Origin of the sequence: Aeromicrobium sp. REDSEA-S32_B7 (assembly GCF_001626145.1) — a bacterium.
GTDB lineage: Bacteria > Actinomycetota > Actinomycetes > Propionibacteriales > Nocardioidaceae > Aeromicrobium > Aeromicrobium erythreum.
The window spans coordinates 1-25,266 of sequence record NZ_LUNF01000054.1 but is presented as its reverse complement, the minus strand read 5'-3'; the positions used below and the strand labels follow the sequence as shown (position 1 = coordinate 25,266).

The 25,266-nt window shown below is 69.1% G+C and carries 33 protein-coding genes and 1 pseudogene; 1 reads left to right on the top strand and 33 read right to left on the bottom strand.

The genetic code is table 11. The annotated features are described in order from the left end of the window. Positions 1–6: 6 nt before the first annotated feature. The 29 genes from A6Q79_RS04240 to A6Q79_RS04100 all read right to left on the bottom strand — a co-directional run bounded on the left by A6Q79_RS04240 (position 7) and on the right by A6Q79_RS04100 (position 19,603). The gene (locus A6Q79_RS04240) at positions 7–573 is read right to left on the bottom strand and encodes an adenylate kinase (RefSeq protein ID WP_286689828.1); all 567 of its coding nucleotides are present in this window, start codon (positions 571–573) and stop codon (positions 7–9) included. Then, positions 570–1,874: a preprotein translocase subunit SecY gene (gene secY, locus A6Q79_RS04235; protein ID WP_067859763.1), complete on the bottom strand. Its 1,305-nt coding sequence runs from the start codon at positions 1,872–1,874 to the stop codon at positions 570–572. Before secY ends, A6Q79_RS04240 begins: the two co-directional genes overlap by 4 nt. A gap of 212 nt (positions 1,875–2,086) precedes the next feature. After that, positions 2,087–2,527 (bottom strand): 50S ribosomal protein L15, encoded by a 441-nt coding sequence (gene rplO / locus A6Q79_RS04230; protein WP_067859765.1) that lies wholly within the window; start codon positions 2,525–2,527, stop codon positions 2,087–2,089. 1 nt (position 2,528) lies between these two features. Then, entirely contained in the window at positions 2,529–2,711 is a 183-nt protein-coding gene (rpmD, locus tag A6Q79_RS04225; protein ID WP_067859767.1) for a 50S ribosomal protein L30, read from the bottom strand. After that, complete coding sequence (gene rpsE, locus A6Q79_RS04220) at positions 2,711–3,334, bottom strand: 30S ribosomal protein S5 (protein ID WP_067859769.1); 624 nt, start codon at positions 3,332–3,334, stop codon at positions 2,711–2,713. Before rpsE ends, rpmD begins: the two co-directional genes overlap by 1 nt. Before the next feature lie 40 nt (positions 3,335–3,374). Beyond that, a complete protein-coding gene (gene rplR, locus A6Q79_RS04215) occupies positions 3,375–3,758 on the bottom strand; it encodes a 50S ribosomal protein L18 (protein ID WP_067859771.1) in 384 nt (127 codons plus the stop codon). Further along, positions 3,758–4,300 carry a 50S ribosomal protein L6 gene (rplF, locus tag A6Q79_RS04210; RefSeq protein ID WP_067859773.1) on the bottom strand — a complete coding sequence of 181 codons (543 nt, stop codon included), beginning with the start codon at positions 4,298–4,300 and terminating at the stop codon, positions 3,758–3,760. The genes rplR and rplF overlap by 1 nt, the downstream gene beginning before the upstream one ends. 15 nt (positions 4,301–4,315) lie before the next feature. Then, positions 4,316–4,723 carry a 30S ribosomal protein S8 gene (rpsH, locus tag A6Q79_RS04205; protein WP_067859776.1) on the bottom strand — a complete coding sequence of 136 codons (408 nt, stop codon included), beginning with the start codon at positions 4,721–4,723 and terminating at the stop codon, positions 4,316–4,318. Between the two features lie 126 nt (positions 4,724–4,849). Beyond that, positions 4,850–5,035 (bottom strand): type Z 30S ribosomal protein S14, encoded by a 186-nt coding sequence (locus tag A6Q79_RS04200; RefSeq protein WP_067859778.1) that lies wholly within the window; start codon positions 5,033–5,035, stop codon positions 4,850–4,852. A 1-nt stretch (position 5,036) separates the two neighbouring features. Next, a complete protein-coding gene (gene rplE, locus A6Q79_RS04195) occupies positions 5,037–5,597 on the bottom strand; it encodes a 50S ribosomal protein L5 (protein WP_317696540.1) in 561 nt (186 codons plus the stop codon). A 2-nt stretch (positions 5,598–5,599) separates the two neighbouring features. Next, positions 5,600–5,971: a 50S ribosomal protein L24 gene (rplX, locus tag A6Q79_RS04190; RefSeq protein ID WP_286689830.1), complete on the bottom strand. Its 372-nt coding sequence runs from the start codon at positions 5,969–5,971 to the stop codon at positions 5,600–5,602. 2 nt (positions 5,972–5,973) lie between these two features. Next, a complete protein-coding gene (gene rplN, locus A6Q79_RS04185; RefSeq protein WP_056209423.1) occupies positions 5,974–6,342 on the bottom strand; it encodes a 50S ribosomal protein L14 in 369 nt (122 codons plus the stop codon). 7 nt (positions 6,343–6,349) lie between these two features. Further along, the gene (gene rpsQ, locus A6Q79_RS04180; RefSeq protein ID WP_286689831.1) at positions 6,350–6,646 is read right to left on the bottom strand and encodes a 30S ribosomal protein S17; all 297 of its coding nucleotides are present in this window, start codon (positions 6,644–6,646) and stop codon (positions 6,350–6,352) included. Further along, positions 6,643–6,867: a 50S ribosomal protein L29 gene (gene rpmC / locus A6Q79_RS04175; RefSeq protein WP_067859792.1), complete on the bottom strand. Its 225-nt coding sequence runs from the start codon at positions 6,865–6,867 to the stop codon at positions 6,643–6,645. Before rpmC ends, rpsQ begins: the two co-directional genes overlap by 4 nt. A 2-nt stretch (positions 6,868–6,869) precedes the next feature. Beyond that, positions 6,870–7,292 (bottom strand): 50S ribosomal protein L16, encoded by a 423-nt coding sequence (rplP, locus tag A6Q79_RS04170; RefSeq protein ID WP_067859795.1) that lies wholly within the window; start codon positions 7,290–7,292, stop codon positions 6,870–6,872. Continuing rightward, positions 7,292–8,110, bottom strand: coding sequence for a 30S ribosomal protein S3 (gene rpsC, locus A6Q79_RS04165; RefSeq protein WP_067859801.1), 819 nt, complete (start codon positions 8,108–8,110; stop codon positions 7,292–7,294). Before rpsC ends, rplP begins: the two co-directional genes overlap by 1 nt. A gap of 2 nt (positions 8,111–8,112) precedes the next feature. Beyond that, positions 8,113–8,550: a 50S ribosomal protein L22 gene (rplV, locus tag A6Q79_RS04160; RefSeq protein ID WP_083516451.1), complete on the bottom strand. Its 438-nt coding sequence runs from the start codon at positions 8,548–8,550 to the stop codon at positions 8,113–8,115. Further along, the gene (gene rpsS / locus A6Q79_RS04155) at positions 8,547–8,828 is read right to left on the bottom strand and encodes a 30S ribosomal protein S19 (protein ID WP_067859804.1); all 282 of its coding nucleotides are present in this window, start codon (positions 8,826–8,828) and stop codon (positions 8,547–8,549) included. Before rpsS ends, rplV begins: the two co-directional genes overlap by 4 nt. Positions 8,829–8,861: 33 nt before the next feature. Beyond that, positions 8,862–9,689: a 50S ribosomal protein L2 gene (rplB, locus tag A6Q79_RS04150; protein ID WP_067859807.1), complete on the bottom strand. Its 828-nt coding sequence runs from the start codon at positions 9,687–9,689 to the stop codon at positions 8,862–8,864. A gap of 13 nt (positions 9,690–9,702) precedes the next feature. Continuing rightward, positions 9,703–10,005, bottom strand: coding sequence for a 50S ribosomal protein L23 (gene rplW, locus A6Q79_RS04145; RefSeq protein WP_067859810.1), 303 nt, complete (start codon positions 10,003–10,005; stop codon positions 9,703–9,705). Between the two features lie 4 nt (positions 10,006–10,009). Continuing rightward, entirely contained in the window at positions 10,010–10,981 is a 972-nt protein-coding gene (gene rplD, locus A6Q79_RS04140) for a 50S ribosomal protein L4 (RefSeq protein ID WP_067859813.1), read from the bottom strand. 3 nt (positions 10,982–10,984) lie between these two features. Beyond that, positions 10,985–11,665, bottom strand: coding sequence for a 50S ribosomal protein L3 (gene rplC, locus A6Q79_RS04135; protein ID WP_067859816.1), 681 nt, complete (start codon positions 11,663–11,665; stop codon positions 10,985–10,987). A gap of 17 nt (positions 11,666–11,682) precedes the next feature. Beyond that, positions 11,683–11,991, bottom strand: a complete 309-nt coding sequence (gene rpsJ / locus A6Q79_RS04130) for a 30S ribosomal protein S10 (RefSeq protein ID WP_067859819.1) — start codon at positions 11,989–11,991, stop codon at positions 11,683–11,685. 500 nt (positions 11,992–12,491) lie between these two features. After that, entirely contained in the window at positions 12,492–16,340 is a 3,849-nt protein-coding gene (locus tag A6Q79_RS04125) for an amino acid adenylation domain-containing protein (RefSeq protein WP_317696519.1), read from the bottom strand. A gap of 49 nt (positions 16,341–16,389) precedes the next feature. Beyond that, positions 16,390–17,316 carry an EamA family transporter gene (locus tag A6Q79_RS04120; protein WP_286689834.1) on the bottom strand — a complete coding sequence of 309 codons (927 nt, stop codon included), beginning with the start codon at positions 17,314–17,316 and terminating at the stop codon, positions 16,390–16,392. After that, positions 17,313–18,062 (bottom strand): uracil phosphoribosyltransferase, encoded by a 750-nt coding sequence (gene upp, locus A6Q79_RS04115; RefSeq protein ID WP_067859826.1) that lies wholly within the window; start codon positions 18,060–18,062, stop codon positions 17,313–17,315. The genes A6Q79_RS04120 and upp overlap by 4 nt, the downstream gene beginning before the upstream one ends. 1 nt (position 18,063) lies before the next feature. After that, the gene (locus A6Q79_RS04110; protein WP_286689835.1) at positions 18,064–18,774 is read right to left on the bottom strand and encodes an HAD family hydrolase; all 711 of its coding nucleotides are present in this window, start codon (positions 18,772–18,774) and stop codon (positions 18,064–18,066) included. Then, positions 18,771–18,917, bottom strand: coding sequence for a hypothetical protein (locus A6Q79_RS04105; protein WP_317696512.1), 147 nt, complete (start codon positions 18,915–18,917; stop codon positions 18,771–18,773). The genes A6Q79_RS04110 and A6Q79_RS04105 overlap by 4 nt, the downstream gene beginning before the upstream one ends. Beyond that, a complete protein-coding gene (locus A6Q79_RS04100; protein ID WP_317696509.1) occupies positions 18,914–19,603 on the bottom strand; it encodes a pseudouridine-5'-phosphate glycosidase in 690 nt (229 codons plus the stop codon). Before A6Q79_RS04100 ends, A6Q79_RS04105 begins: the two co-directional genes overlap by 4 nt. An 84-nt stretch (positions 19,604–19,687) precedes the next feature. Here A6Q79_RS04100 and A6Q79_RS04095 point away from each other — a divergent pair, with 84 nt between their 5' ends. Continuing rightward, entirely contained in the window at positions 19,688–20,185 is a 498-nt protein-coding gene (locus tag A6Q79_RS04095; RefSeq protein ID WP_067859830.1) for a MarR family winged helix-turn-helix transcriptional regulator, read from the top strand. A gap of 118 nt (positions 20,186–20,303) precedes the next feature. Here the strand turns inward: A6Q79_RS04095 and tuf are convergent, their stop codons facing one another. The 4 genes and pseudogenes from tuf to rpsL all read right to left on the bottom strand — a co-directional run bounded on the left by tuf (position 20,304) and on the right by rpsL (position 24,631). Next, a complete protein-coding gene (gene tuf / locus A6Q79_RS04090; protein ID WP_067859832.1) occupies positions 20,304–21,497 on the bottom strand; it encodes an elongation factor Tu in 1,194 nt (397 codons plus the stop codon). A 108-nt stretch (positions 21,498–21,605) separates the two neighbouring features. Then, positions 21,606–23,691: pseudogene (gene fusA, locus A6Q79_RS04085) on the bottom strand (elongation factor G). A 95-nt stretch (positions 23,692–23,786) separates the two neighbouring features. Then, positions 23,787–24,257, bottom strand: coding sequence for a 30S ribosomal protein S7 (gene rpsG / locus A6Q79_RS04080; protein WP_067859836.1), 471 nt, complete (start codon positions 24,255–24,257; stop codon positions 23,787–23,789). Continuing rightward, positions 24,257–24,631 (bottom strand): 30S ribosomal protein S12, encoded by a 375-nt coding sequence (rpsL, locus tag A6Q79_RS04075; RefSeq protein WP_067859838.1) that lies wholly within the window; start codon positions 24,629–24,631, stop codon positions 24,257–24,259. Before rpsL ends, rpsG begins: the two co-directional genes overlap by 1 nt. Positions 24,632–25,266: the final 635 nt, after the last annotated feature.

The following is a 25,266-nucleotide window of genomic DNA, read 5'->3' as shown; positions in this document are numbered from 1 at the left end:
CTCGGGTCAGAGGCCGAGTGCGGCGTCGATGCGCGCCTCGACCTCGTCGACCGTGCCCATGCCGTCGACCTCACGCAGCAGGCCACGCTCGCGGTACACCGGCAGCAAGGGCGCCGTCTCTGCGATGTAGACCTCCTGGCGGTGCCGGATGACGTCCTCGGTGTCGTCGGCGCGCCCGCTGGTCTCGGCCCGCTTCAGCAGCCGGGCGATCAGCTCCTCGTGGTCGACCGTCAGCACGAGCACGTGGTCGAGCCCGGAGCCGAGGTCGGCGAGGATCCGGTCGAGGGTCGAGACCTGCTCGAGCGTGCGCGGGTACCCGTCGAGGATGAAGGACTCGCGTGCGTCGTCCTGGGCGAGGCGGTCCTGCACCATGGCGTTCGTGACCTCGTCGGGCACGTACTCCCCCGCGTCCATGTAGCGCTGCGCGGTCCGGCCGAGCTCGGTCTGCTGCTGCACGTTCGCCCGGAAGATGTCGCCGGTCGAGACGTGCGCGCCCTGGATCCGCTGCGCCAGCGTCGCCGCCTGGGTGCCCTTGCCGGCACCGGGCGGACCCATGATGAGGAGACGAGTCACCGCAGGAACCCTTCGTAGTTGCGCTGCTGGAGCTGGCTCTCGATCTGCTTCACCGTGTCGAGGCCGACGCCCACGATGATGAGGATCGAGGTGCCGCCGAACGGGAAGTTCTGGCTGGCGCCGAGCAGCGCCACGGCCACCATCGGGATCAGGGCGATGAAGCCCAGGTACACCGCGCCCGGCGCCGTGATGCGGCTCAGGACGTACGCCAGGTAGTCCTGCGTCGGACGGCCGGCACGGATGCCGGGGATGAAGCCGCCGTACTTGCGCATGTTGTCGGCGACCTCCTCCGGGTTGAAGGTGATCGCCACGTAGAAGTAGGCGAAGAACACGATCAGCGCGAAGTAGGTGATCATGTAGTACGGGTGGTCACCACGCACGAAGTGGTCGGTGATGAACACCGCGCCCGGTCCGTCGGGTCGGAACTGCGCGTACAGCGCCGGCAGGTACAGCAGGCTCGAGGCGAAGATGACCGGGATGATGCCGGCCTGGTTCACCTTCAGCGGGATGTAGGTCGAGGAGCCGCCGAACATCCGGCGCCCGACCATGCGCTTGGCGTACTGGACCGGGATCCGGCGCTGCGCCTGCTCGATGAGGATGACGGCCGCGACGATCACGAGACCGACGAGCACCACGACGGAGAACGTCGCCCAGCCCTTCTGCTCCTTGATCAGCCACATGGCGCCGGGGAACGTCGCGACGACCTGCGTGAAGATCAGGATCGACATGCCGTTGCCGACGCCGCGGTCGGTCACGAGCTCGCCGAGCCACATGATGACGGCGGTGCCCGCGACCATGGTGAGGACGATCAGCAGGAAGGCCGGGATGCTGTCGGGTCGGTAGAGCAGCTGGCCGCAGTCGACGCCACCGAACAGCTGGCCGCTGCGCGCGAGCGCCACGATGCCCGTGGCCTGCAGGACGGCGAGGCCGAGCGTCAGGTAGCGGGTGTACTGCGTGATCTTCGCCTGGCCGGACTGGCCCTCCTTCTTGAGGGCCTCCAGCCGCGGGATGACGACGACGAGCAGCTGCAGGATGATGCTCGCGGTGATGTAGGGCATGATGCCCAGCGCGAACACGGTCAGCTGCAGGAGCGCGCCGCCGGAGAAGACGTTGATGAGCGCGAAGAGGCTGCTGTTCTCGCCCTGCGAGGCAAGGTCGACGCAGCGCTGCACGTTGCTCACGTTGATGCCGGGGGCCGGCAGGGTCGAGCCGAACCGGAACAGCACGATCACGGCGAGCACGAACAGCAGCTTGCGTCGAAGGTCAGGCGTCTTGAACGCGTTGACGAAGGCGCTGAGCACCGGGTGTCCTCCTCGATCGTGGGCCCCTGGCGGGACCTCGGCGACTCTAACAGTCAGTTCTCGCAGATCGGCCGTTGCCCGGTCGTTGCACCCCACGCGTGGGGCGGGCGCCCGGGACGGGCCGCGGCCTGCGAGGGCCGGACGACGAACGACGGCGAGGTCCGGTGGCCGCTAGGGCCACGAACCTCGCCGTCGTCTCGTCAGAGCGTCATTCAGAGCTCGGTCGCGCTGCCGCCGGCGGCCTCGATCTTGCTGCGGGCCGAGCCGGAGAACTTGTGGGCGGTCACCTGGACGGCCACGGAGAGGTCACCCTCGCCGAGCACCTTGACCAGCTGGCCCTTGCGAACCGCGCCCTTCGCGACCAGCGCGTCGACGTCGATGGCGCCACCCTCGGGGAAGAGGGTGCCGATGCGCTCGACGTTGACGACCTGGTACTCCTCGCGGAAGGGGTTCTTGAACCCCTTCAGCTTCGGCAGACGCATGTGGAGCGGGATCTGTCCACCCTCGAAGCCGGCGGACACCTGGTAGCGGGCCTTGGTGCCCTTGGTGCCGCGACCGGCGGTCTTGCCCTTGGAGCCCTCACCGCGACCCACGCGGGTCTTGGCGGTCTTGGCACCGGGGGCGGGGCGCAGGTGGTGAAGCTTCAGCGCCATGTCAGTCAACCTCCTTGACGGCCACGAGGTGCGGGATGGTGTTCGCCATGCCGCGGATCTCGGGGCGGTCCTCCTTGACGACGACGTCGCCGATGCGCTTCAGACCCAGCGACCGCAGCGTGTGGTGCTGGTTCTGCGGGCGACCGATCGCCGAACGAACCTGGGTGATCTCGAGGCGCGCCATCAGACACCGACCTCGGCGGGCGCGTTCTGCGCCTCCTTGATGCCCTCGGCCTGAGCCTTGAGCAGGGCCGACGGGGCGACGTCCTCGACCGCGAGGCCACGACGCTGCGCGACCGCGTCGGGCGACTCCAGGCCCTTGAGGGCCTCCACCGTCGCGTGGACGATGTTGATGGAGTTCGACGAGCCGAGCGACTTGCTCAGGACGTCGTGGACACCGGCGGCCTCGAGCACTGCACGCACCGGGCCACCGGCGATGACGCCGGTACCGGGCGACGCAGGACGCAGGAAGACGACACCGGCCGCCTTCTCGCCCTGCACCGGGTGCGGGATGGTGCCCTGGATGCGCGGGACGCGGAAGAAGTTCTTCTTCGCCTCCTCGACACCCTTGGAGATCGCCGTGGGGACCTCCTTGGCCTTGCCGTAGCCGACACCGACCTGGCCGTCACCGTCGCCGACGATCACGAGGGCGGTGAAGCTGAAGCGACGACCACCCTTCACGACCTTGGCGACACGGTTGATCGTGACGACCTTCTCGATGTAGTTGGACTTGTCGCCGCCGCGGTCGCCTCGACCACCGCGACGGTCTCCGCCTCCGCGGCGGTTACCACTCTGCTGGGCGCTCATGCGGCACTCCCCATGTCGTAGTTGTTCGTCTTGGTGGACATCAGAACTCCAGCCCACCCTCGCGCGCGCCGTCGGCCAGGGCGGCCACGCGACCCGCGTAGCGGTTGCCCGCGCGGTCGAAGACGACGGCCTCGATGCCGGCAGCCTTCGCACGGTCGGCGACGAGCTCGCCGACCTTCTTCGCCTTGGCGGTCTTGTCGCCGTCGAAGGCGCGCAGGTCGGCCTCGAGGGTCGAGGCCGAGGCCAGCGTGTGTCCCTCGAGGTCGTTGACGACCTGGGCCACGATGTGCTTGCTGGAGCGGGTCACGACGAGACGAGGACGCTCGGGCGAGCCGTGCAGCTTCTTGCGGCCACGGATCTGGCGACGCGCGCGCGACGTGGCGCGGGCCGAGCGACCCTTGACCTGCTTGATGGAGACGGCCATCACTTACCAGCCTTTCCAGCCTTGCGCAGCACGCGCTCGCCGGCGTAACGGACACCCTTGCCCTTGTAGGGCTCGGGCTTGCGGATCTTGCGGATGTTCGCGGCGACCTCGCCGACCGACTGCTTGTCGATGCCGATGACCGAGAACTTGGTGGGGGCCTCCACGTTGAACGTGATGCCCTCGGGGGCCTTGACGATCACGGGGTGGCTGAAGCCGAGCGCGAACTCGAGCTCCGTCGGGCCCTTGGACAGGACGCGGTAGCCGACGCCCACGATCTCGAGCTTCTTCTCGTAGCCGTCGGTGACGCCGACGACCATGTTGCTGATGAGCGTGCGGCTCAGGCCGTGCAGGGCCTTGCTGCGACGCTCGTCGTCGGGACGCTGGACCTCGAGGCTGCCGTCCTCACCACGGTTGACCGTGATGGGCTCGGCGACGCGGTGCGAGAGCTCGCCCTTGGGGCCCTTGACGCGGACGTCCTGACCCTCGATGGTGACCTCGACGCCGTTCGGGACGGCGACGGGAAGCTTGCCGATGCGCGACATGTGTGTGCTCCTCCCTCACCAGACGTAGGCGAGGACTTCTCCGCCTACACCCTTGGTCGTGGCCTGACGATCGGTCAGCAGGCCCTGGCTGGTCGAGATGATGGCGACGCCCAGTCCACCGAGCACCTTCGGGAGGTTCGTGGACTTGGCGTACACCCGCAGGCCCGGCTTGCTGATGCGGCGGATGCCGGCGATCGAGCGCTCGCGCTGGGGGCCGTACTTGAGGGTCACGTGGAGGGACTTGCCCACCTCGCCCTCGGCGGGCTCGACGACCTTGTAGTCGGTGATGTACCCCTCCTGCTTCAGCAGGGCGAGCACGCCCTCCTTCAGCTTGGAGTAGGGCGCCGACACGTCGTCGTGGTACGCCTGGTTGCCGTTGCGGATCCGCGTGAGCAGGTCCGCGATCGGGTCGGTCATGGTCATGTGATGTTTCCGTTCCTGCCGTGGTTTCGCATCCCGTCCCCGGGCCCGGGTTCCCGGACGGGTGAGGGAGGACCTGCGACGGTCGTGGTGGAAGGGGTGGTGGTCAGCGGCACGAGGCCGACGAGTTCACCAGGAGGACTTGGTCACTCCGGGCAGCTCGCCGCGGTGGGCCATCTCGCGCAGGCAGATCCGGCACAGGCCGAACTTGCGGTACACGGACTTCGGACGGCCGCAGCGCTGGCAGCGCGTGTAGCCACGGACCGCGAACTTCGGCTTGCGGGCCGCCTTGATCTTGAGGCCGGTCTTCGCCATGTCAGTTCTCCTTGAAGGGGAAGCCCAGCTGCTTCAGCAGCGCGCGACCCTCGTCGTCGTTGGTGGCGGTGGTGACGATGGTGATGTCCATGCCCCGCGACCGGTCGATCTTGTCCTGGTCGATCTCGTGGAACATGACCTGCTCGGTGAGACCGAAGGTGTAGTTGCCGCGACCGTCGAACTGCTTGGGCGAGAGGCCACGGAAGTCGCGGATGCGGGGCAGCGCGAGCGAGAGCAGCCGGTCGGCGAACTCCCACATGCGGTCGCCGCGCAGCGTGACGTGCGCGCCGATCGGCATGCCCTCGCGCAGCTTGAACTGCGCGATGGACTTGCGAGCCTTGGTGACCTGCGGCTTCTGGCCGGTGATCGCCGTGAGGTCGCGGATGGCGCCCTCGATGAGCTTGCCGTCGCGGGCAGCCTCGCCGACACCCATGTTGACGACGATCTTCGTCAGTCCGGGCACCTGCATGACGTTCGCGTGGTTGAACTCCTCGCGCAGCGCCGGGAGGATCTCCTCGCGGTACTTGGCCTTCAGCCGCGGAGCGGTGGTCGTCTCAGCCATGCTCAGATCTCCTTTCCGGTCTTGGAGGACACGCGCACGGAGCGCTGCGCCTCGTAGCTGGAACCGTCGGGACGGTTCTTGGTGACGTCGTCGCGGCGGTGCGAGACGCGCGTCGTGGTCTTGTCGCCGTCGACGTCGACGACGAGCATCACGTTCGAGACGTGGATGGGGGCCTCACGCGTGATGATGCCGCCCTGGGTGCCGTCGGCACCGGCGCGGGTGTGGCGCTTGATGCGGTTCACGCCCTCGACGATGACGCGCTCGCGCTCGGCGAGCACCTCGATGACCTTGCCCTCGACGCCCTTGTCGGCACCCGCGATGACCTTGACCTGGTCACCCTTGCGGATCGACAGCGTTCGCTTGTTGCGCGCCATGTTCAGAGCACCTCCGGGGCGAGCGAGATGATCCGCATGAACTTCTTGTCGCGCAGCTCGCGGCCCACGGGGCCGAAGATGCGCGTTCCACGCGGGTCGCCGTCGGCCTTGAGGATGACGGCGGCGTTCTCGTCGAACTTGATGTACGAGCCGTCCGGACGGCGGCGCTCCTTGACGGTGCGCACGACCACGGCCTTGACGACGTCGCCCTTCTTGACGTTGCCGCCGGGGATGGCGTCCTTGACGGTGGCGACGATGGTGTCGCCGATACCGGCGTAGCGTCGACCCGAGCCGCCGAGCACGCGGATGCAGAGGATCTCCTTCGCACCGGTGTTGTCGGCGACCTTGAGTCGCGACTCCTGCTGAATCATCTGTCTCTCACTTCGCCTTCTCGAGGATCTCCACGACGCGCCAGCGCTTGGTGGCCGACAGCGGGCGGGTCTCCTGGATGAGCACACGGTCGCCGACGCCGGCCGCGTTGGCCTCGTCGTGCGCCTTGAGCTTCACGTTGCGTCGCAGCACCTTGCCGTACAGCGGGTGCTTCACGCGGTCCTCGACGATGACGACGACGGTCTTGTCCATCTTGTCGCTCGTGACGAGGCCCTCGCGCACCTTGCGGTAGTTGCGGGTGGTCTCGGTGTTCGTGGTCACGGTGTCCTTATCGCTCGTGCTCATGCCTCGACCGCCTCGATGATGCCCAGCTCGCGCTCGGTCAGCACCGTGTAGATGCGGGCGATCTCGCGGCGGACCGTCTTCAGACGAGCCGTGTTGTCGAGCTGTCCCGTGGCGTTCTGGAAGCGCAGGTTGAACAGCTCTTCCTTGGCCTCGCGCAGCTTGGTCTCCAGAGCCTCGGCATCGAGGCCGCGCAGCTCTGCGGCAGTGGTCTTCGCAGCCATGCTCAGAACCCTCCCTCGGTGTCGCGGGTGATGAAGCGCGCCTTCATGGGCAGCTTGTGGATGGCGCGACGCATCGCCTCGCGCGCAACGTCCTCGGAGACACCCGAGAGCTCGAACATGACGCGTCCGGGCTTGACGTTCGCGACCCACCACTCGGGCGAGCCCTTGCCGGAGCCCATGCGGGTCTCGGCCGGCTTCTTGGTCAGCGGGCGGTCGGGGTAGATGTTGATCCACACCTTGCCGCCACGCTTGATGTGACGCGTCATGGCGATACGAGCGGACTCGATCTGACGGTTGGTCACGTAGTGACCCTCGACCGCCTGGATGCCGAAGTCGCCGAACGCCAGCTCCGTGCCGCCCTTCGCCATGCCGCGGCGCTTGGGGTGGTGCTGCTTGCGGTACTTGACCCTACGAGGCATCAACATCAGGACTGCCCTCCTTCGGTGGCAGCGCCGGCGCCGGCCGTGGCAGGAGCCTCGGCGGCGGGAGCGGCCTGCTCGGCCTGGGGAGCACCCTGGCCGGCCTGGTCGTCACGAGCGGGACGGCGCCCGCGCTGGGGGCGACGGCTGCCGGGAGCGGCGGCGCGACGCGCGGCCTCGGCCTCGCGCTCGGCGCGCGTGCCCGCGACCTCACCCTTGTAGATCCACACCTTGACGCCGATGCGACCGAAGGTGGTCTTGGCCTCGTAGAAGCCGTAGTCGACGTCGGCGCGGAGCGTGTGCAGGGGCACGCGGCCCTCGCGGTAGAACTCCGAGCGGCTCATCTCGGCGCCGCCGAGACGGCCCGAGCACTGGATGCGGATGCCCTTGGCGCCGGAGCGCATGGTCGTCTGCATCGCCTTGCGCATCGCACGACGGAACTGCACGCGACCGCTCAGCTGCTCGGCCACGCCCTGCGCGACGAGCTGGGCGTCGAGCTCGGGCTGCTTGACCTCGAGGATGTTGAGCTGCACCTGCTTGCCGGTGAGCTTCTCCAGCTCGCCACGGATGCGGTCGGCCTCGGCGCCACGGCGACCGATGACGATGCCCGGACGCGCGGTGTGGATGTCGACGCGGACGCGGTCACGCGTGCGCTCGATCTCCACGCGGCTGATGCCGGCGCGGTCCATGCCCTTGGTGAGGAGCTTGCGGATCTTGACGTCCTCGCCGACGTAGCTGCTGTACAGCTTGTCGGCGTACCAGCGGCTCTTGTGGTCGGTGGAGATGCCCAGGCGGAAGCCGTGCGGGTTGATCTTCTGGCCCATGGTCAGCGACCGCCCTTCTTGGTGTTCTTGCGCGACTGCGGCACGTCGGCGGACGGCTGCACGACGACGGTGAGGTGGCTGGTGCGCTTGAGGATGCGGCTGGCCGAACCCTTCGCGCGCGGACGCCACCGCTTCATCGTCGGGCCCTCCTCGACCAGGAGCGTGGAGATCACGAGGTCGGACGCGTCCAGGCCCTCGGTGGTCACCGCGTTCGCGACGGCGGACTCGACCAGCTTGTAGAAGTTGGAGGCGACGGCCTGCGGGGCGAACTGCAGGATGGCGAGCGCCTCCTGCGTGTCCATGCCGCGGACCAGGTCGCCGACACGGCGAGCCTTCTGCGGGGTGACCCGCACGAAGCGGGCCACGGCGAACGCGCCCGCGGCGTCGCCCAGCAGGCGCGCACGACGCTCGCTCACGTTCTCTCGGGTAGCTGCACTCATCGCCTCTTGGCCTTTCGGTCGTCCTTCTCGTGACCGCGGAAGGTGCGGGTGGGGGCGAACTCGCCCAGCTTGTGCCCGACCATCGCGTCGGTGATGAACACGGGGACGTGCTTGCGGCCGTCGTGCACGGCGATCGTGTGTCCGATGAAGGACGGCAGGATCATCGAGCGACGCGACCAGGTCTTGATCACGGTGTGGGTTCCGGCATCGTTCTGAGCGTCCACCTTCTTCTCGAGGTGGCCGTCGACGAAGGGACCCTTCTTCAAACTACGGGGCATTCTCTACTCCTGGATTCCTGAGCTCGTCGAGGCTCAGCGGCCGGACTTGCGGCGGCGGACGATCATCTGGTCACTGGCCTTGCGCTTGCGCGTACGGCCCTCGGGCTTGCCCCAGGGCGAGACCGGGTGGCGACCACCCGAGGTCTTGCCCTCACCGCCACCGTGCGGGTGGTCGATCGGGTTCATGGCCACACCACGGACGGTCGGACGCTTGCCCTTCCAGCGGTTGCGGCCGGCCTTGCCCCAGTTGATGTTGGACTGCTCGGCGTTGCCGACCTCGCCGATGGTGGCGCGGCAGCGGACGTCGACGTAGCGCATCTCGCCGGAGGGCAGACGCAGCTGGGCGCGCGAACCCTCCTTGGCGACGAGCTGCACGCGCACACCGGCGGAGCGGCCCATCTTGGCGCCACCACCCGGACGCAGCTCCACGGCGTGGATCTGCGTGCCGACGGGGATGTTGCGCAGCGGCAGGTTGTTGCCGACCTTGATGTCCGCGGTCGGGCCGGCCTCGATGGCCTGGCCCTGGCGGATGCCGTCGGGCGCGATGATGTAGCGCTTCTCGCCGTCGGCGTAGTGCAGGAGCGCGATGCGCGCGGTGCGGTTGGGGTCGTACTCGATGTGAGCGACCTTGGCCGGCACGCCGTCCTTGTCGTAGCGCTTGAAGTCGATCACGCGGTAGGCGCGCTTGTGACCGCCACCCTGGTGACGCGTGGTGATGCGACCCTGGTTGTTGCGGCCACCCTTCTTGGGCAGCGGCTCGACGAGGGACTTCTCCGGCGTGGTCCGGGTGATCTCGGCGAAGTCGGCGACGCTGGAGCCCCGACGGCCCGGCGTGGTCGGCTTGTACTTACGGATAGCCATGTCTGATCAGTCCTCAGCTCGGGCTCGAGAAGATGTCGATGCTCTGGCCAGCGGCGACGCTCACGATGGCCCGCTTGGTGTCCTTGCGCTTGCCGAGCCCGTTGCGGGTGCGGCGCGTCTTGCCCTTGCGGTTCAGCGTGTTCACGGCCGTCACCTTGACGCCGAACACGTTCTCGACGGCGATCTTGATCTCCGTCTTGTTCGCGTCCGGGTGAACCAGGAACGTGTACTTGTTGTCGTCGATGAGCGCGTACGTCTTCTCGGAGACGACGGGCGCGATCAGGACGTCGCGGTGGTCCTTGTGCAGGGTGCTCATGCGGTCACTCACCAGCCTTCTCGAAACCGGCGGCCTGCGCGGTCTCCTCGGTGTCGAACCAGACCTCGGCGACCGTCTGGTCGTACCAGGGGCTGTCCGGCGTGTGGAACTTCATCGAGTCGACGTTGCCCTTGATCTCGTGACCCTTGGGCGCGTTGCCGCTCTTGAGCGGGGCCTTGGAGCCGGGGCCGTAGGGCTGCGTCTTGGTCGCGCCCTCCGCGCCGGACTCCTCGGTCGCCGGGGCGGCCTCGGCCTGCGCCGGAGCCTCCTGGGCGGCCGGAGCCTTCTTCGCGGACGCCTTCTTCGCCGGCTTCGCGGCGGGCTTGGCGTCGGCCTCGACGACGGCCGCGCTGAGCGCGATCGTCTCGGCGCCCTCGGTGGAGCGCGCCGCGACGAACGCCTCGAAGGCGTCCTGCGTGAAGATCACGTCGTCGCTGAGCACGACGTCGTAGGTGTTCAGCTGGTCGAAGGTCAGCACGACGAGGTCGGTGACGTTGCGCAGGCTGAGGGCCGTGAGGGCGTCCTCACGGCGCACGACGACGAGCACCCGGCGACGCGTGGTCAGCTCGGCGATCGCGGCGACGGCGGCCTTGGTGGAGGGCGCCTCGCCCGTGACCAGCGACTCGACGACGTGCAGGCGACCCGAGCGGGCCCGGTCGGAGAGGGCGCCGCGCAGGGCGGCGGCCTTCATCTTCTTGGGCGTGCGCTGGTCGTAGCTGCGCGGCGTGGGCCCGTGCACGATGCCACCGCCGGTGAAGTGCGGCGCGCGGATCGAGCCGGCGCGGGCGCGACCCGTGCCCTTCTGGCGCCACGGCTTCTTGCCACCGCCGGACACCTCACCGCGCGACTTGACGTCGTGCGTGCCCTGACGGGCGGCGGCGAGCTGCGCGGTGACGACCTGGTGGATCAGGGGGATGTTCGTCTGCACGCCGAAGATGTCGACGGGCAGCGCGGCATCGATGGTCTTGACAGCCATGGATCAGGCTCCCTTCACGCCGGTGCTGGAGGCGGACTTGACCGCGGAGCGGACCACGACGAGTCCACCCTTCGGGCCGGGGACCGCACCCTTGACGAGGATGACGCCCTTGGCGACATCCACGGCGTGGACGGTCAGGTTCTGGGTGGTGACGGTCTCGGCGCCCATGTGGCCGGCCATGCGCAGACCCTTGAAGACGCGCCCGGGCGTGGCGCACGCACCGATCGAGCCGGGCTTGCGGTGGTTGCGGTGCGCGCCGTGCGAGGCGGACACACCGGCGAACCCGTGACGCTTCATGACGCCGGCGAAGCCCTTGCCCTTGCTGGTGGCGGTCACGTCGACCTCGTCGCCGGCGGCGAAGATCTCCGGGGAGATCTCCTGGCCGAGCGTGTAGTCACCGATCGCCTCGGTGCGGATCTCGACGACGTGACGGCGCGGCGTGACGCCGGCCTTCGCGAAGTGGCCGGCCTGCGGCTTGGTGATCTTGCGGCCGTCGATCTCGCCGAAGCCGATCTGGACGGCGGTGTAGCCGTCGGTCTCGGCGGTGCGGATCTGCGTGACCACGTTCGTCTCGGCGGCGAGGACGGTGACGGGGACGATCTTGCCCTCGTCGTCCCAGACCTGCGTCATGCCGAGCTTGCGGCCGAGGAGGCCGCGCGCGTTGACGGTGGAGGAGGTGCTCATGGTGTTCTCGTCCTCCCTCAGAGCTTGATCTCGATGTCGACACCGGCCGGCAGGTCGAGACGCATGAGCGAGTCGACGGTCTTCGGCGTCGGGTCGATGATGTCGATGAGCCGCTTGTGCGTACGCATCTCGAAGTGCTCGCGGCTGTCCTTGTACTTGTGCGGCGACCGGATCACGCAGAACACGTTCTTCTCGGTCGGCAGGGGCACGGGGCCGGCCACGGAGGCTCCGGTGCGCGTGACCGTGTCGACGATCTTGCGCGCCGAGGTGTCGATCACCTCGTGGTCATAGGCCTTGAGCCGGATACGGATCTTCTGTCCCGCCATGCTCTGGTCGTCCTTACTCTTCGTCAGCTTGGTGTGCCCCTGGGGCTTGTTCTCCCTGGAGGGGATCGCTCCCCTCCGCCCCCCGAGGTCGGGCGTGTCGCGGTGGTGACCACGAGCGTGCGCGAACCTTCTGGAGTTGGGTGGTTGGACTTCCGGTCGCGGGCCGCGGCCTCCAGGGAGTCCGCGTCACGTCGCTTCCAGCAGTCAGGCCGGACACCGTGCAGCGCGCTCGTCGATCCCGGCGTGAGTTCCGGGCGGGCGCGCCCCAGCGATCCGGCCGGAGCAACCGCACTAGTCTGACAGACTCCCCCGCCCCAGCACAAATCGCCCTCCCACAGTCGTCCGCGTCGCCCCGGTGCGGCGCCGCTCGCCGTCGCGGACCTGCCCGGGGAAGCGCGACCAGGCGGCTCGCCTCAGCCGTGTCCAGTGCGTGCACGTCCCGGCACCCGCTCACACACGAGATCGCGCGCCGGTCCGGTCGCCGTCGTCGCCCGCCGACGTCATGCGAGCGCGGGCTCGCCCAGCAGGTCGGCCACCACCTGCACCCCCGGTCCACGGAGCACCTCGTAGTGGTCGACCGGGATCCTGACACGCTGCGGCACAAGATCCAGGTCCAGCCGGTCGAGGAAGGACCACCCGTCACCTTCGGCGTCGATCACGCGGGCTCTCTCGACCACCGCGCGCAGGTGTCCCGCCTCGGCAGCGCGCAGGCCGAAGGTGGCCAACACCACGTCGACGATGCGAGCGGCGAGACCCCGGTCGAGCTCGGGACGCTGCTCGCGCAGGAGCCGCTCGAAGCCTGACCGATCACGCGTCGCAGCGACGAGGACAGGCGCCGGCAGCCGACCGAGGAACACGGACCAGAGGATGGTCCGGAAGTAGGGATCGGCGAAGTCGGCCTCGCCAGCGGGGTCGGGCGCGTCGGGCACCAGCGGCGACCCGGGCGCGAGCAGCACCAGCTCGACGTCGATGCCACGCTGCGCCAGGCTGCACGCGACGTCGGTGGCGACCCGCGCCCCGAAGGAGTAACCGATGAACGTCGGCGCACCTGCCGAGAGCAGTGGCTCGATCTCCGCCAGGTCCGACCTCACGAGCTCGTCGACGTCGTCCACCGGACGTTCGCCCTCGTTGAGGCCCCGCGTCTGGACGGCGACCACCGGGCGGCCACGCGCGACGAGCCGGGCCAGCGGTGCGAGGCTCGCGGGGTAGCCGCCGAGGCCTGGCCACAGCACGATCGCCGGACCAACGCCGTCGACGAGCCGGACGAGCCGGCTCGCACTCGCGGGAGCCGGGTCGCCCTCGGCCTTCGCCACCCGCGCCGCGAGCTGACGCACCGTGCCGTGCGTGAAGAGCACGTGTACCGGCAGCGCAGCGCCCAGGCGGTCGTTGACCAGGTGCACGAGGCGCACCGCGGCGAGGCTGTTCCCGCCGGCCGCGAAGAAGTCCAGCTCGACATCGAGGACGTCCTGCCCCAGGACCTGCGTCCAGCAGTCGGCGATCCGCTGTTCGATCGGGCCGACCGGCGGCCTGTCCTCGCCGCGCGGGACCGTCGTCTCGTCCTCCAGCGCCGCGAGCAGTGCCGCCCGGTCGACCTTGCCGGTCGCACCGATCGGCATGCTGGGCCCAGCCGCTCGCTCCTCTGTCGATAGGGTCTCCGCATGTCTCGCCGCCGCGTCCTCCTGATCTCCGCCGGCACGCTGCTGGTCCTCGCTGACCCGACCGGCGAGCGCGATGTAGGACAGCTTGTCGCCGTCCTCCGGAACCAGTGCCGTGAGACGTGCCGCCGCGGGAAGCTCTCGACCCGACAACGAGGAGTATCCCGAGGAGAGCAGGCCGATGCCGACGGAGTTGTCCTGCAACCGGTGCAGCGCCCGGCCGAGCGCACGCAGGCCGGAGAGGCCCGCTGCGCGCGGGCACCGCAGCGCGACGGCGAACGCCGAGGAAGCGTAGCTGCGCTGGTTGATGGCGACGACGTGACGACGCTCGACGAGCTCGTCCCCGATCGGCTCGAGCGACGCCCCACGCCGCGACTCCGAAGCCTCACCGTCCAGCCGGACGCGGTACAGGCCGGGCCGCAGTCCGACCACCTGCCCGTGCACCTGGACGAGAACCTCGACCCCCTCCGGTCCGACCCCAGGGTCGGGACGCTCCGCGACGGGGAGGGTGGGGGCCACGAGGTCGACGGTGGTCCAGCAGACATCGCCCTCGACCCCGACCTCCGGCGGCACGGCGTCGTCCACGATGAGGACCGCACGGCCGTGTGCTGCGGCGACGTCGTCGAGCAGTCCGAGGAGGTGACCGACCTCGAAGGCCAGCACCTCGTCGACGTTGACGGCGTAGACCGAGCGGATGGCGTCCCGCACTCCTCGAAGGTGCAGGCGCACTCGCGCGGCCGGGCGGCCTTGATGGATGTTCGACGGTGGCGCGCCATCGCCGACTCGATGCAGCGCGTGACGTCGCGGGTGGTAGTAGTGCACGCCGTCGTCGAGACCGTGCACCCCCGACACCTCGACGTACACCTGGGTGGCGTACAGCGCACCGGGCGAGGCGTAGGCGTACTTCGGGAGCAGTCGGTCCTCGCTGTCGAAGGCCCCGAACCAGCGCAGCAGGTCGGCGAGGTCGGCGAGGTCGGCGAGCGCGCGCGGTCCGGTCAGCGACAGCCGCTCGCCCTGCAGCAGCCGGAGCACGTGGTCCGACGTCACCGTCCCGCCCTCGAACGTCCGGTACGACGTGCGCCGGAAGGCCAGCTCCCGCTGCTCGGGTCGCCCGTCCTGCCCTGGTAGCACAGTGCCGGACGCCGCGTGCAGGTCGTGACGGACGCCGGGATCGGCGAGCTGGGCGTGAACCTGCGTGTGGTCGTCCTTGGACAGGTGGTGCTGTCCGGTCGCACCCTGGTCCATCAAGGGCGCCTCGTCGCTGTCGAGGACCACGAACGCCGCGAGGGTGCTCGCGCCGGTGCGCGGATCGACCCACGGGAGCACCTCGGCGTCGGCCACCCAGTGGTGCGCCTCGATGGCGGTCTTGACCTCGAGGGTCTCGATGCGATGCCCGTTGACCTTGACCTGGTCGTCGGACCGGCCGTGGAACTCGAGAAGTCCCGCCGCGTCCCGACGCACCAGGTCACCCGTCCGGTAGACGCGCCGGAGTGCACCTTCGAGGACGACGGACGGGAAGCGTTCCTCGGTCAGCTCGTCGAGACCGACGTAGCCGGCAGCGAGCTGCACCCCTCCGATGCACAGCTCACCCAGCTCACCGGTCGCGCACGGGGTGTCGTCGTCGCCCAGGACCACCGTCCACGACCCTGGAACCGGTCGACCGATCGACACGATCCCCCCAGCGTCGAGGTCGTCGGGCGTGACGACGTGCGCGGTGACGTTGATCGTCGTCTCCGTCGGACCGTAGAGGTTCACGAGTCGGGCCGACGGGTGAAGCTGCACGAGCTCACGCGCGAGCGACGCGGTGAGGCCTTCTCCCCCGCTGAACAGGGCGGTCAAGGAGGTGCACGTGGCGAAGCGCGGGATGGCGACCATGGCCGACCAGACCGTGGGGACGCACTGCAAGTGCGTGACCTGGTGCCGGTGCACGAGGGTGCACAGCTCGCCGACGTCACGGTGGGCGCCCTGCGGTGCGACCACGACCGTCGCGCCGGTCGCTCCAGCGAGAAGCTCCCACTGTGCGGCGTCGAAGCTCGTCGGCGTCTTGAACAGGATGCGCGCCCCCGGCCCCAGGTCGTGGTCGCTGCCAAGCCACCCTAGCTGCGCGACCAGCCCACGATGCCGGATCGAGACGCCCTTGGGTCGACCGGTGGTTCCCGAGGTGTAGATGACGTAGGCACGATCGTCAGGCCCGATCTCGACCCCGGTCCCGTCGGCGGTCTCGATCGTCAGGACGTCGGCGCTGCTCCTGTCCTCGACGATGAGGATCCCGACGCACGCCGGGAGGATCGACTCCGCACGCGCCCGCAGACCCGGAGCCGTCAGCACGAGGCGCAACCCTGAGTCGCGCGCCATCAGCTGGAGGCGAGGCGTCGGGTAGTCGACCGCGAGGGGGACGTACGCCGCACCGGCGCGCAGCACGGCCCAGACGCTCACGACCAGGGAGCGACCCGGCTCCAGGAGCAGACCGACGCAGTCGCCGCGACCGACGCCGGCGTCCAGGAGACGGCGCGCGAGGATGCCGGCGTCGCGCCAGAGGCCCTCGAAGGTCAGGACCCCCTCGTCGTCGACGACGGCAGGCGCGTCGGGTCGATCGCGCACCACGCCGGCGAGCATCGCGACGACGGTCGGAGGACGGGAAGGGTGGCCGTGCCGGGGTCCCGCCGCGATCGCGGCTGTGAGGGGACTCGTCATGCTGGTGCTCCTGCGGTTCGGGTGGACGACGGTGTCGGAGGGGGCGGGCTCAGTGGGCTCCGCGGTCGCGGCGCGCCGCACGCAGACCGACGAGCTGGCCCGACGCAGCCCCGCCGAGGGCCAGCGCGAAGCCCAGGCACTGCAGGGGACCGAGGGACTGACCGAGCACGACCCAGCCGAGCACTGCGGCCATCAGCGGGCTGAGCATCCCCAGCAGCGCGGTGCTTGCCGGCGGCAGCTGCCGCGCGCCGTGCAGCCAGACGCCGTACCCGATGGCACCACCGACGAGAGCGAGCCACAGGTAGCCCAGGACCGCCGCCCCGTCGAGCACGAGGGCGCCGCTGTCGGTGAACGGCACGAGGGGCGCGATCACCACGCCCCCGACGACGAGCTGCCATGCCGTGCACGTGAGCGGGCGGTACCCGGCAGGGAGGCGCCAGCGGCTCGAGAGCAGGATCCCGACCGCCATGCTCGCCGTGCCGGCGATCGCTGCCGTGAGTCCCCAGGCGTCGACGGTCGTGCGCGAGGTGACGGTCATGAGCGCCACGCCGGCGGCCGCGACCACGGCGAGCGCCACCTGCCGCCGGGGCGGCTGTCGCCAACCGAGCGTCGCGGTGAGCGCGGCGATGATGAGAGGCTGCAGCGATCCGACGACGGCGGCCAGTCCACCAGGGAGTCGATACGCGCTGATGAACAGCAGCGGGAAGAAGGCTCCGATGTTGAGCACCCCCAGCACCACGGTGCGCAGTCGCCAACCGACAGGTGGCACGCCCGGTGCGATCGCGAGCAACAGCAGACCCGCGACCGCGGCGCGGAGGAAGCCTGCCGTCAGTGGACGATCGGGCGGCAGCATCTCCGTCGTGACGACGTAGGTGGTGCCCCACACGAGCGGCGCGATCGCCGCCAGCAGCGTCAAGCCGACGAGCGATGCCTGCGCCGGCGGCGACGGCGCGGGACGCACCTCCAACCCACTCATGCGGTCGTGCCGTAGAAGCGGTCACCGAAGTCGCCGATGCCGGGGTGCATGAATGCCTGGTCGGTGAGCCGTTCGTCCACGAAGCTGGTGACGACGCGCAGACCGGGGGCTGCCTGTGCCAGTCGCTCTAGCGCCGACGGGCAGGTGAGGACGTTGGCGAGGATCACGTCCTCGAGCAGTACACCGGCATCCAGGAGGGTGCTGAGCGCGAGCTGCACCGTGCCGGACGTGGCCATCATTGGGTCCAGCAGGATGACGTCGTGTCCGCGGGTCAGTCGCGGAAGCTTCGCGTAGAACAGCTGCGGCTGCGTGGTCACCGGATCGCGCTGGATCAGGATCTTGCCGAATCTGGTGTCCGGGACGATCTCCCGCAGCTCGTGCTCCATCGCGTCGCCGGCACGCGGTACCGAGACCGCCGTGAGCTGAGGCGCACGGGGAGTGGCGCCGGCGAAGGTCGCCCCGAGCGGGGTGCGCACCAGGTGCGGCTCGTGCCGTCGGACCGCGAGGGCCTCCTCCAGCACGAGCCGGATGATGCGGCGAGCGGCTCGCACGAACCCGGACTGCTCGGCCGTGTGGTCGCGGGCCGACGCGTGCAGGTGCACCAGGCCGGCAGTCCGCGACAAGCAGGTAAGTCGCAGCGGGAGCGCCGCGACGGCGTCGGGCACGGCCGCCGATCCGACGAGGGTCCCGGCGAGAGCCGCGGGCGGGTGGGGGGTCGACTGGGCGATCAGGTGGTCCACGGTCATGTCAGGTCCTCGTCGGGGCGTGGTCGAGCAGGAGAAGGGTCAGCGCGTCGAGGTGCGACAGCACGTCGTGAGCTCCCGCCGCCCACAAGGTCTCGGCCGGGTCGACTCCGTGGTCGAGGCCCACGCAGTGCATTCCCGCAGCCCGAGCCATCTGGACGTCGTGTGCGGTGTCGCCCACCACGACACTGACGTCGGCATCACGGCCGAGGGCACGGAGAGCCTGGAGGGCGTGCTCAGCATGCGGCTTCGGGTGCTGCACGTCGTCCGCACCGACCACGACGGAGAAGGCATCGCAGATCCCGGCGGCGTCGAGGATCGCGACGGCGCTGTCGTGGTACTTGCTCGTCACGACGGCCAGCGACAGGCCGGCGTCCTTCAACTGCGCGACGCCGTCGAGGACGCCCGGGTAGAGCAGGCTCGCGGCCGCGGGCACGATCCGCTCACGGAACCGGCGCCGGTACTCCGCGACCGCCTCGGCACGCTCCGGCAGCGTCGCGCCGGGAGCGAGCCGAGCGACCATCACGTCGAGCGGCAGGCCGATGAGGCGGCGCGCTGCCTCTTCAGAAAGTGCAGTCCCCGTGGCGTCGCCCACGGCCGCCGCCAGCTCGCTGGCGATGGCTCGCGGCGTGTCGAGCAGCGTGCCGTCGAGGTCGAAGAGCACGCACTCCACGTGGCCCGACGCGGTCAGCGAGGCGCGCGCCGGCGTGGTCATCGCGCCTGCCGCGGCGGGGTCACGGCGAGTGCCGCGGCCACCTCGGCGCCGACGGCGGCGACCTGCAGCACGACGGCCTCGTTCGCGACGGAGGACCGACCAACGGTCGCGGCGGCGACCTCCCGGGTGAGGAAGTTCGTCACTGCCGCGCCCCGGACGCCCTCGGCGGCGGCCCGAACGGGTTGGGCAGGCCGCTGGACCGGCAGAGGAACGCAGGAAAGTCGTCGCAGCGGTACCCGATGACGGGCACGCCCCTGGTCTCGAGGAACTCCAGGGTTCGCGCGATGTCGAGCACCGACTTCACCCCGGCCGAGACGACCACGACACGCGACCGCGCGAGCTGGTGCAGGTCGGCGGACACGTCCATGGTGTCGCCGTAGTCCCGGTGCACTCCGCCGAGTCCCGCGGAGGCAACGACGTCGATGCCCGTCAGCTCCGCTACGGCCATGGCCGCGGAGATCGTCGTGGCGCCTGACCCCCTGCTCGCCACGGTGGCGGCGAGCTCACGGCTCCCGATCTTGCGCGCCCCCTCCGCGAGCCGTTCGTGCTCGTGCTGGACCAGCCCGACCACGACCGTTCCGTCGAGGACGGCCAGGCTCGCCGGCACGGCTCCTGAAGCGCGGACGCGACGCTCGCACTCCAGACCTGCGGCGACCCGTCGAGGCGCCGGGAGGCCGTTGGCGGTCACATTCGTCTCGAGCGCGACGACCGGCCGTCCGTCGTCCAGCGCCGCGCGTACCTCCTCTCCGAGACGGATCGGGACCTTCAGGTCGTCGGATCGCCGGATCGCCAGTGCAGCGCGTGGTGTCGTGAGCGTGGATCGGGTCATGGCTCTCACCCCCGCCGGATACCTTAGCGCTCATCCTTTCAATGCTCAACTATTGAAGTGAACAGCAAGTGTTAGTCTCGTGACGTGGGAGATCTCGTGGACGACGTGGTGGAGCAGTGGGGCCTCGAGCGGCCGGAGATCGACGTCAGCCCCATGCAGGTGGTCGGCAGGGTGAGTCGTGCTGCAGCCCTCCTGGACCGGCGCATCGCCAAGCGGCTGGCGACGTTCGACCTCCAGCCCGGGGAGTTCGACGTCCTGGCCACCCTGCTCCGGTCGGGGGCGCCCCACCGACTGCCGGTCGGTCGCCTCACGTCGCACACGATGGTGACCTCCGGCGCGGTCTCGCACCGACTCAACCGGCTCGAGGATCGGGGTCTGATCCAGCGATCGACCGAACCGACCAATCGACGCAGCGTCAACGTCCAGCTCACCCCGGCCGGTCGGGACCTCGTCGACGCCGCGCTCCCCGCGCACGTCGAGAACGAGGACTCGCTCCTCGCCCCCCTGGACGTCGACCAGCGACGACAGCTGGCCTCGCTGCTGCGCACCTTGCTGATCGGCCACGGCGACTCCCTGACCTGACGTCCGCGGCTCGGACCCGCCGGGGACGGGCGGGCCGTACTGCCGCGCCAGCACGACGAAGCCCCCCGGACCCGAAGGTCCGAGGGGCTTCGCTCAGCAGTGCTGGTGTGTCGTCAGATCACTTGTTGATCTTGGTGACACGGCCGGCGCCGACGGTACGGCCGCCCTCGCGGATGGCGAAGCGCAGGCCCTCCTCCATGGCGATCGGCTGGATGAGCTGGACGCTCATCTCGGTGTTGTCGCCGGGCATGACCATCTCGGTGCCCTCGGGCAGCGTGACGACGCCGGTGACGTCCGTGGTCCGGAAGTAGAACTGCGGACGGTAGTTGTTGAAGAACGGCGTGTGACGGCCACCCTCCTCCTTGGACAGGATGTAGACCTGGCCCTCGAACTCCGTGTGCGGGGTGGTCGAGCCGGGGGCGATGATGACCATGCCGCGCTCGACGTCCTCGCGCTTCGTACCACGAAGCAGGAGGCCGACGTTCTCGCCCGCCTGGCCCTCGTCGAGGAGCTTGCGGAACATCTCGATGCCGGTGACCGTCGTGGTCTGCTTGGTCTCACGGATGCCGACGATGTCGACGGTCTCGTTGACCTTGATGATGCCGCGCTCGATACGACCGGTGATGACGGTGCCACGACCGGTGATCGTGAAGACGTCCTCGACCGGCATGAGGAACGGCTTGTCCGTCTCACGCGGGGGCAGCGGGATGTACTCGTCGACCGCGTTCATGAGCTCGAGGATCGACTCGCCCCACTTGGCGTCACCCTGCAGCGCGGGGTGGGCCGCGACCTTGACGACGGGCACGTTGTCGCCGTCGAACTCCTGGTCCGACAGCAGCTCACGGACCTCGAGCTCGACGAGCTCCAGGATCTCCTCGTCGTCGACCATGTCGCACTTGTTGAGCGCGACGACCATGGCCGGGACGCCGACCTGGCGGGCCAGGAGGACGTGCTCACGCGTCTGCGGCATGGGGCCGTCGGTGGCGGCGACCACGAGGATCGCGCCGTCCATCTGCGCCGCACCCGTGATCATGTTCTTCACGTAGTCGGCGTGGCCGGGGCAGTCGACGTGGGCGTAGTGACGGTTCTCCGTCTGGTACTCCACGTGCGCGATCGAGATCGTGATGCCGCGCTGACGCTCCTCAGGAGCCTTGTCGATCTGGTCGAAGGCCGAGGCCTCGTTCAGGTCGGGGTACTTGTCGTGCAGCACCTTGGTGATCGCCGCGGTCAGCGTCGTCTTACCGTGGTCGATGTGACCGATGGTGCCGATGTTCATGTGCGGCTTGGTCCGCTCGAACTTCGCCTTAGCCACTGTGGGCTCCTCCTGGGTTGAGTGTTGCGCTGTCTGATGTGGTGCTGGGTCTGAAAGCCGTCGGGTCCCGCTGGGAGACCTAGGCCACCTTACCGATGACGCCGTTGGTTACTCGCCGCGGGCCTTCTTGATGATCTCCTCCGCGACGGCCTTGGGGACCTCGGCGTAGGAGTCGAACTGCATCGAGTACGAGGCACGGCCGGAGGTCTTGGACCTCAGGTCACCCACGTAGCCGAACATCTCCGAGAGCGGGACCAGGGCCTTGATGACCTTGGCTCCGCCGTAGCCCTCCTCCATCGCCTGGACCTGTCCACGGCGGGAGTTGAGGTCGCCGATCACGTCGCCCATGTAGTCCTCGGGCGTCGTGACCTCGACGGCGAACATCGGCTCGAGCAGGGCCGGGTCAGCCTTGCGCGCGGCCTCCTTGAAGGCCATGTTGCCGGCCAGCTTGAACGCCAGCTCGCTGGAGTCGACGTCGTGGTAGGCGCCGTCCTCGAGGGTGAACTTGACGTCGACCATCGGGTAGCCGGCGAGGACGCCGAACTCCATGGCCGCCTGTCCACCGGCGTCGACCGAGGGGATGTACTCCTTCGGCACGCGGCCACCGGTGACCTCGTTGACGAACTCGTAGCCGCCCTCGCCACCGGCGTCGGGGCCGTTGGGGGCCACGCCGATGACGACCTTGGCGAACTGCCCCGAACCACCGGTCTGCTTCTTGTGCGTGTAGCTGTGACCGGTGACGGCGCGCTTGATGGTCTCGCGGTACGCGACCTGCGGCTTGCCGACGTTGGCCTCGACCTTGAACTCGCGCTTCATGCGGTCGACCAGGATGTCGAGGTGCAGCTCGCCCATGCCGGCGATGATCGTCTGACCGGTCTCCTCGTCGGTGTGGACCTGGAACGTCGGGTCCTCCTCGGCGAGCTTCTGGATCGCGACGCCGAGCTTCTCCTGGTCGCTCTTCGTCTTCGGCTCGATGGCGACCTGGATGACCGGGTCGGGGAACGTCATCGACTCGAGGACGATCGGGCTCGCCGAGTCCGCCAGGGTCTCGCCCGTGGTGGTGTCCTTGAGGCCCATGACGGCCACGATCTGGCCGGCGCCGACCGACGCGATTTCCTCACGCTTGTTGGCGTGCATCTGGTAGACCTTGCCGATCCGCTCCTTGCGGCCCTTGGTGACGTTGAGCACCTGGGTGCCCGCCTCCAGACGACCGGAGTAGACGCGCACGAAGGTCAGCTTGCCCAGGTGCGGGTCGGTCGCGATCTTGAACGCCAGACCGGCGAACGGCGCGTCCTCCGACGGCGGACGGGTGGCCTCGACCGACTCGTCCTTCGCGTCGTGACCCTTGACGTCACCGACGTCGATCGGCGACGGCAGGAAGTCGACGACGGCGTCGAGCAAGGGCTGGACGCCCTTGTTCTTGAACGCCGTGCCGCACAGGACCGGGTTGAGCTGCGCCGCGAGCGTCGCGCGACGGATGGCCGCCTTCAGCTCCTCGACGGAGATGTCCTCGCCCTCGAGGTACTTCTCGGCGATCTCGTCGTCGACGTCGGACAGCGTCTCCAGCAGGGCCTCGCGACCCTCGGCGGCGGCGTCGGCCAGGTCGGCGGGGATGTCCTCGACGGTGTAGTCCTCACCGATCGTGGTCTCGCCGCGCCAGGTGAGCGCGCGCATGCCGACGAGGTCGACGACACCGAGGAAGTCGCTCTCGGCGCCGATCGGGATCTGCAGCACCAGCGGCGTGGCGCCGAGGCGCTCGCGGATGGTCTTGACGCAGAAGTCGAACGAGGCGCCCGTGCGGTCGAGCTTGTTGACGAAGCACATGCGCGGCACGCCGTACTTGTCGGCCTGACGCCACACGGTCTCGGACTGGGGCTCGACACCGGCGACACCGTCGAAGACGGCGACGGCACCGTCGAGGACGCGCAGCGAGCGCTCGACCTCGACCGTGAAGTCGACGTGCCCGGGGGTGTCGATGATGTTGATCTGGTGGGGTGTCGATGATGTTGATCTGGTGGTCCTTCCACCAGCAGGTGGTGGCGGCGGACGTGATCGTGATGCCGCGCTCCTGCTCCTGCTCCATCCAGTCCATGGTGGCGCCACCGTCGTGGACCTCACCGATCTTGTACGTGATCCCCGTGTAGAAGAGGATCCGCTCGGTGGTGGTGGTCTTGCCGGCATCGATGTGCGCCATGATGCCGATGTTGCGGACGCGGGTGAGGTCCGTCGTGATGTCGGTTGCCACGGTGAGCTACCAGTTCCTTACGTCGAAGATGGATGCTGCTGGGGTCACCAGCGGTAGTGGGCGAAGGCGCGGTTGGCCTCGGCCATCTTGTGCGTGTCCTCGCGCTTCTTGACGCTGCCGCCGAGGCCGTTGCTGGCGTCGAGGAGCTCGTTCATGAGGCGCTCGGCCATGGTCTTCTCGCGACGCTCGCCGGCGTACTTGACCAGCCAGCGCAGCGCGAGAGTGGTCTGACGCGCGGGGCGCACCTCGATCGGGACCTGGTAGGTCGCACCGCCGACACGACGGGACTTGACCTCCAGGGCCGGCTTGACGTTGTCGAGCGCACGCTTGAGCGTGACGACCGGGTCGGTGCCGGACTTGTCGCGGGTGCCCTCGAGCGCCGTGTAGACGATGCGCTGCGCGGTCTGCTTCTTGCCGTCCACGAGGATCTTGTTGATCAGCTGCGTGACGAGCTGGTTGTTGTAGACCGGGTCGGTCTCGGGAATCCGCTTCGGCGCGGGGCCCTTGCGAGGCATCAGCTCTTCTCCTTCTTCGCGCCGTAACGGCTGCGAGCCTGCTTGCGACCCTTGACACCCTGGGTGTCGAGGGAGCCGCGGACGATCTTGTAGCGCACACCCGGGAGGTCCTTCACACGACCACCACGCACGAGCACGATCGAGTGCTCCTGGAGGTTGTGACCCTCACCGGGGATGTAGGCCGTGACCTCGGTGCCCGAGGACAGGCGCACGCGAGCAACCTTGCGCAGCGCGGAGTTCGGCTTCTTCGGCGTGGTGGTGTACACGCGGGTGCACACACCGCGGCGCTGCGGCGAGCCCTTGAGGGCCGGCGTGCTGGTCTTGGTCACCTTGCTCTGGCGACCCTTGCGGACCAACTGGTTGATCGTGGGCACTACGAACTTCTTTCTTCAGGCGAGAAGGACTCTGAGTCGTGCTGCACTCGCCGCCGGAACTGGTGCGAGGTGGCGGGATGCGCGCAGCGTCCTGGACAATCCAGGCACAGCACTCAACAGTACCTCCCGGCACCAGCCCGGGCAAATTCCGGGGTGCGCGGTCGCGGTTGTCGTGCTGGTGGGCTCGGGCTGGGGGTGCGTCGGGGGGCTCCTCGCTCGACCTGCGGCTGCGCTGGCGCGGCTTCTCGTGGACCTGCGCTGCGAAAGGGCCTCGACCGGACGGCTGGGTGCGACGGAGGGTCGGGTTCTCGGGCTGTGGCCCGCGTTGGACGCAAGATTCTGCGTTTGCGCGGGCCATCGGTGGATCTGCCACCTTGTCAGCGCTCTACAGGTGGTAGATCCACCGCCGACGGGATCAGACGTGGCAACGCTTCTCCCTTCTCGTGGACCGTGCCACGAGAAGGGAGAAGCGCTGCCCACCCCACCCCCAAGGGCACCCACGATTCTTCCTTCGTGCGACGAAGGACGAACACTTCTGCGTTCACGACGGGATCCCGTAGCAAACGCAGAAGCCTTGGACTCCAACCCACCAACGCAGATCCCTGCGTCCCACGCGGGCCACAGCCCGAGACCCC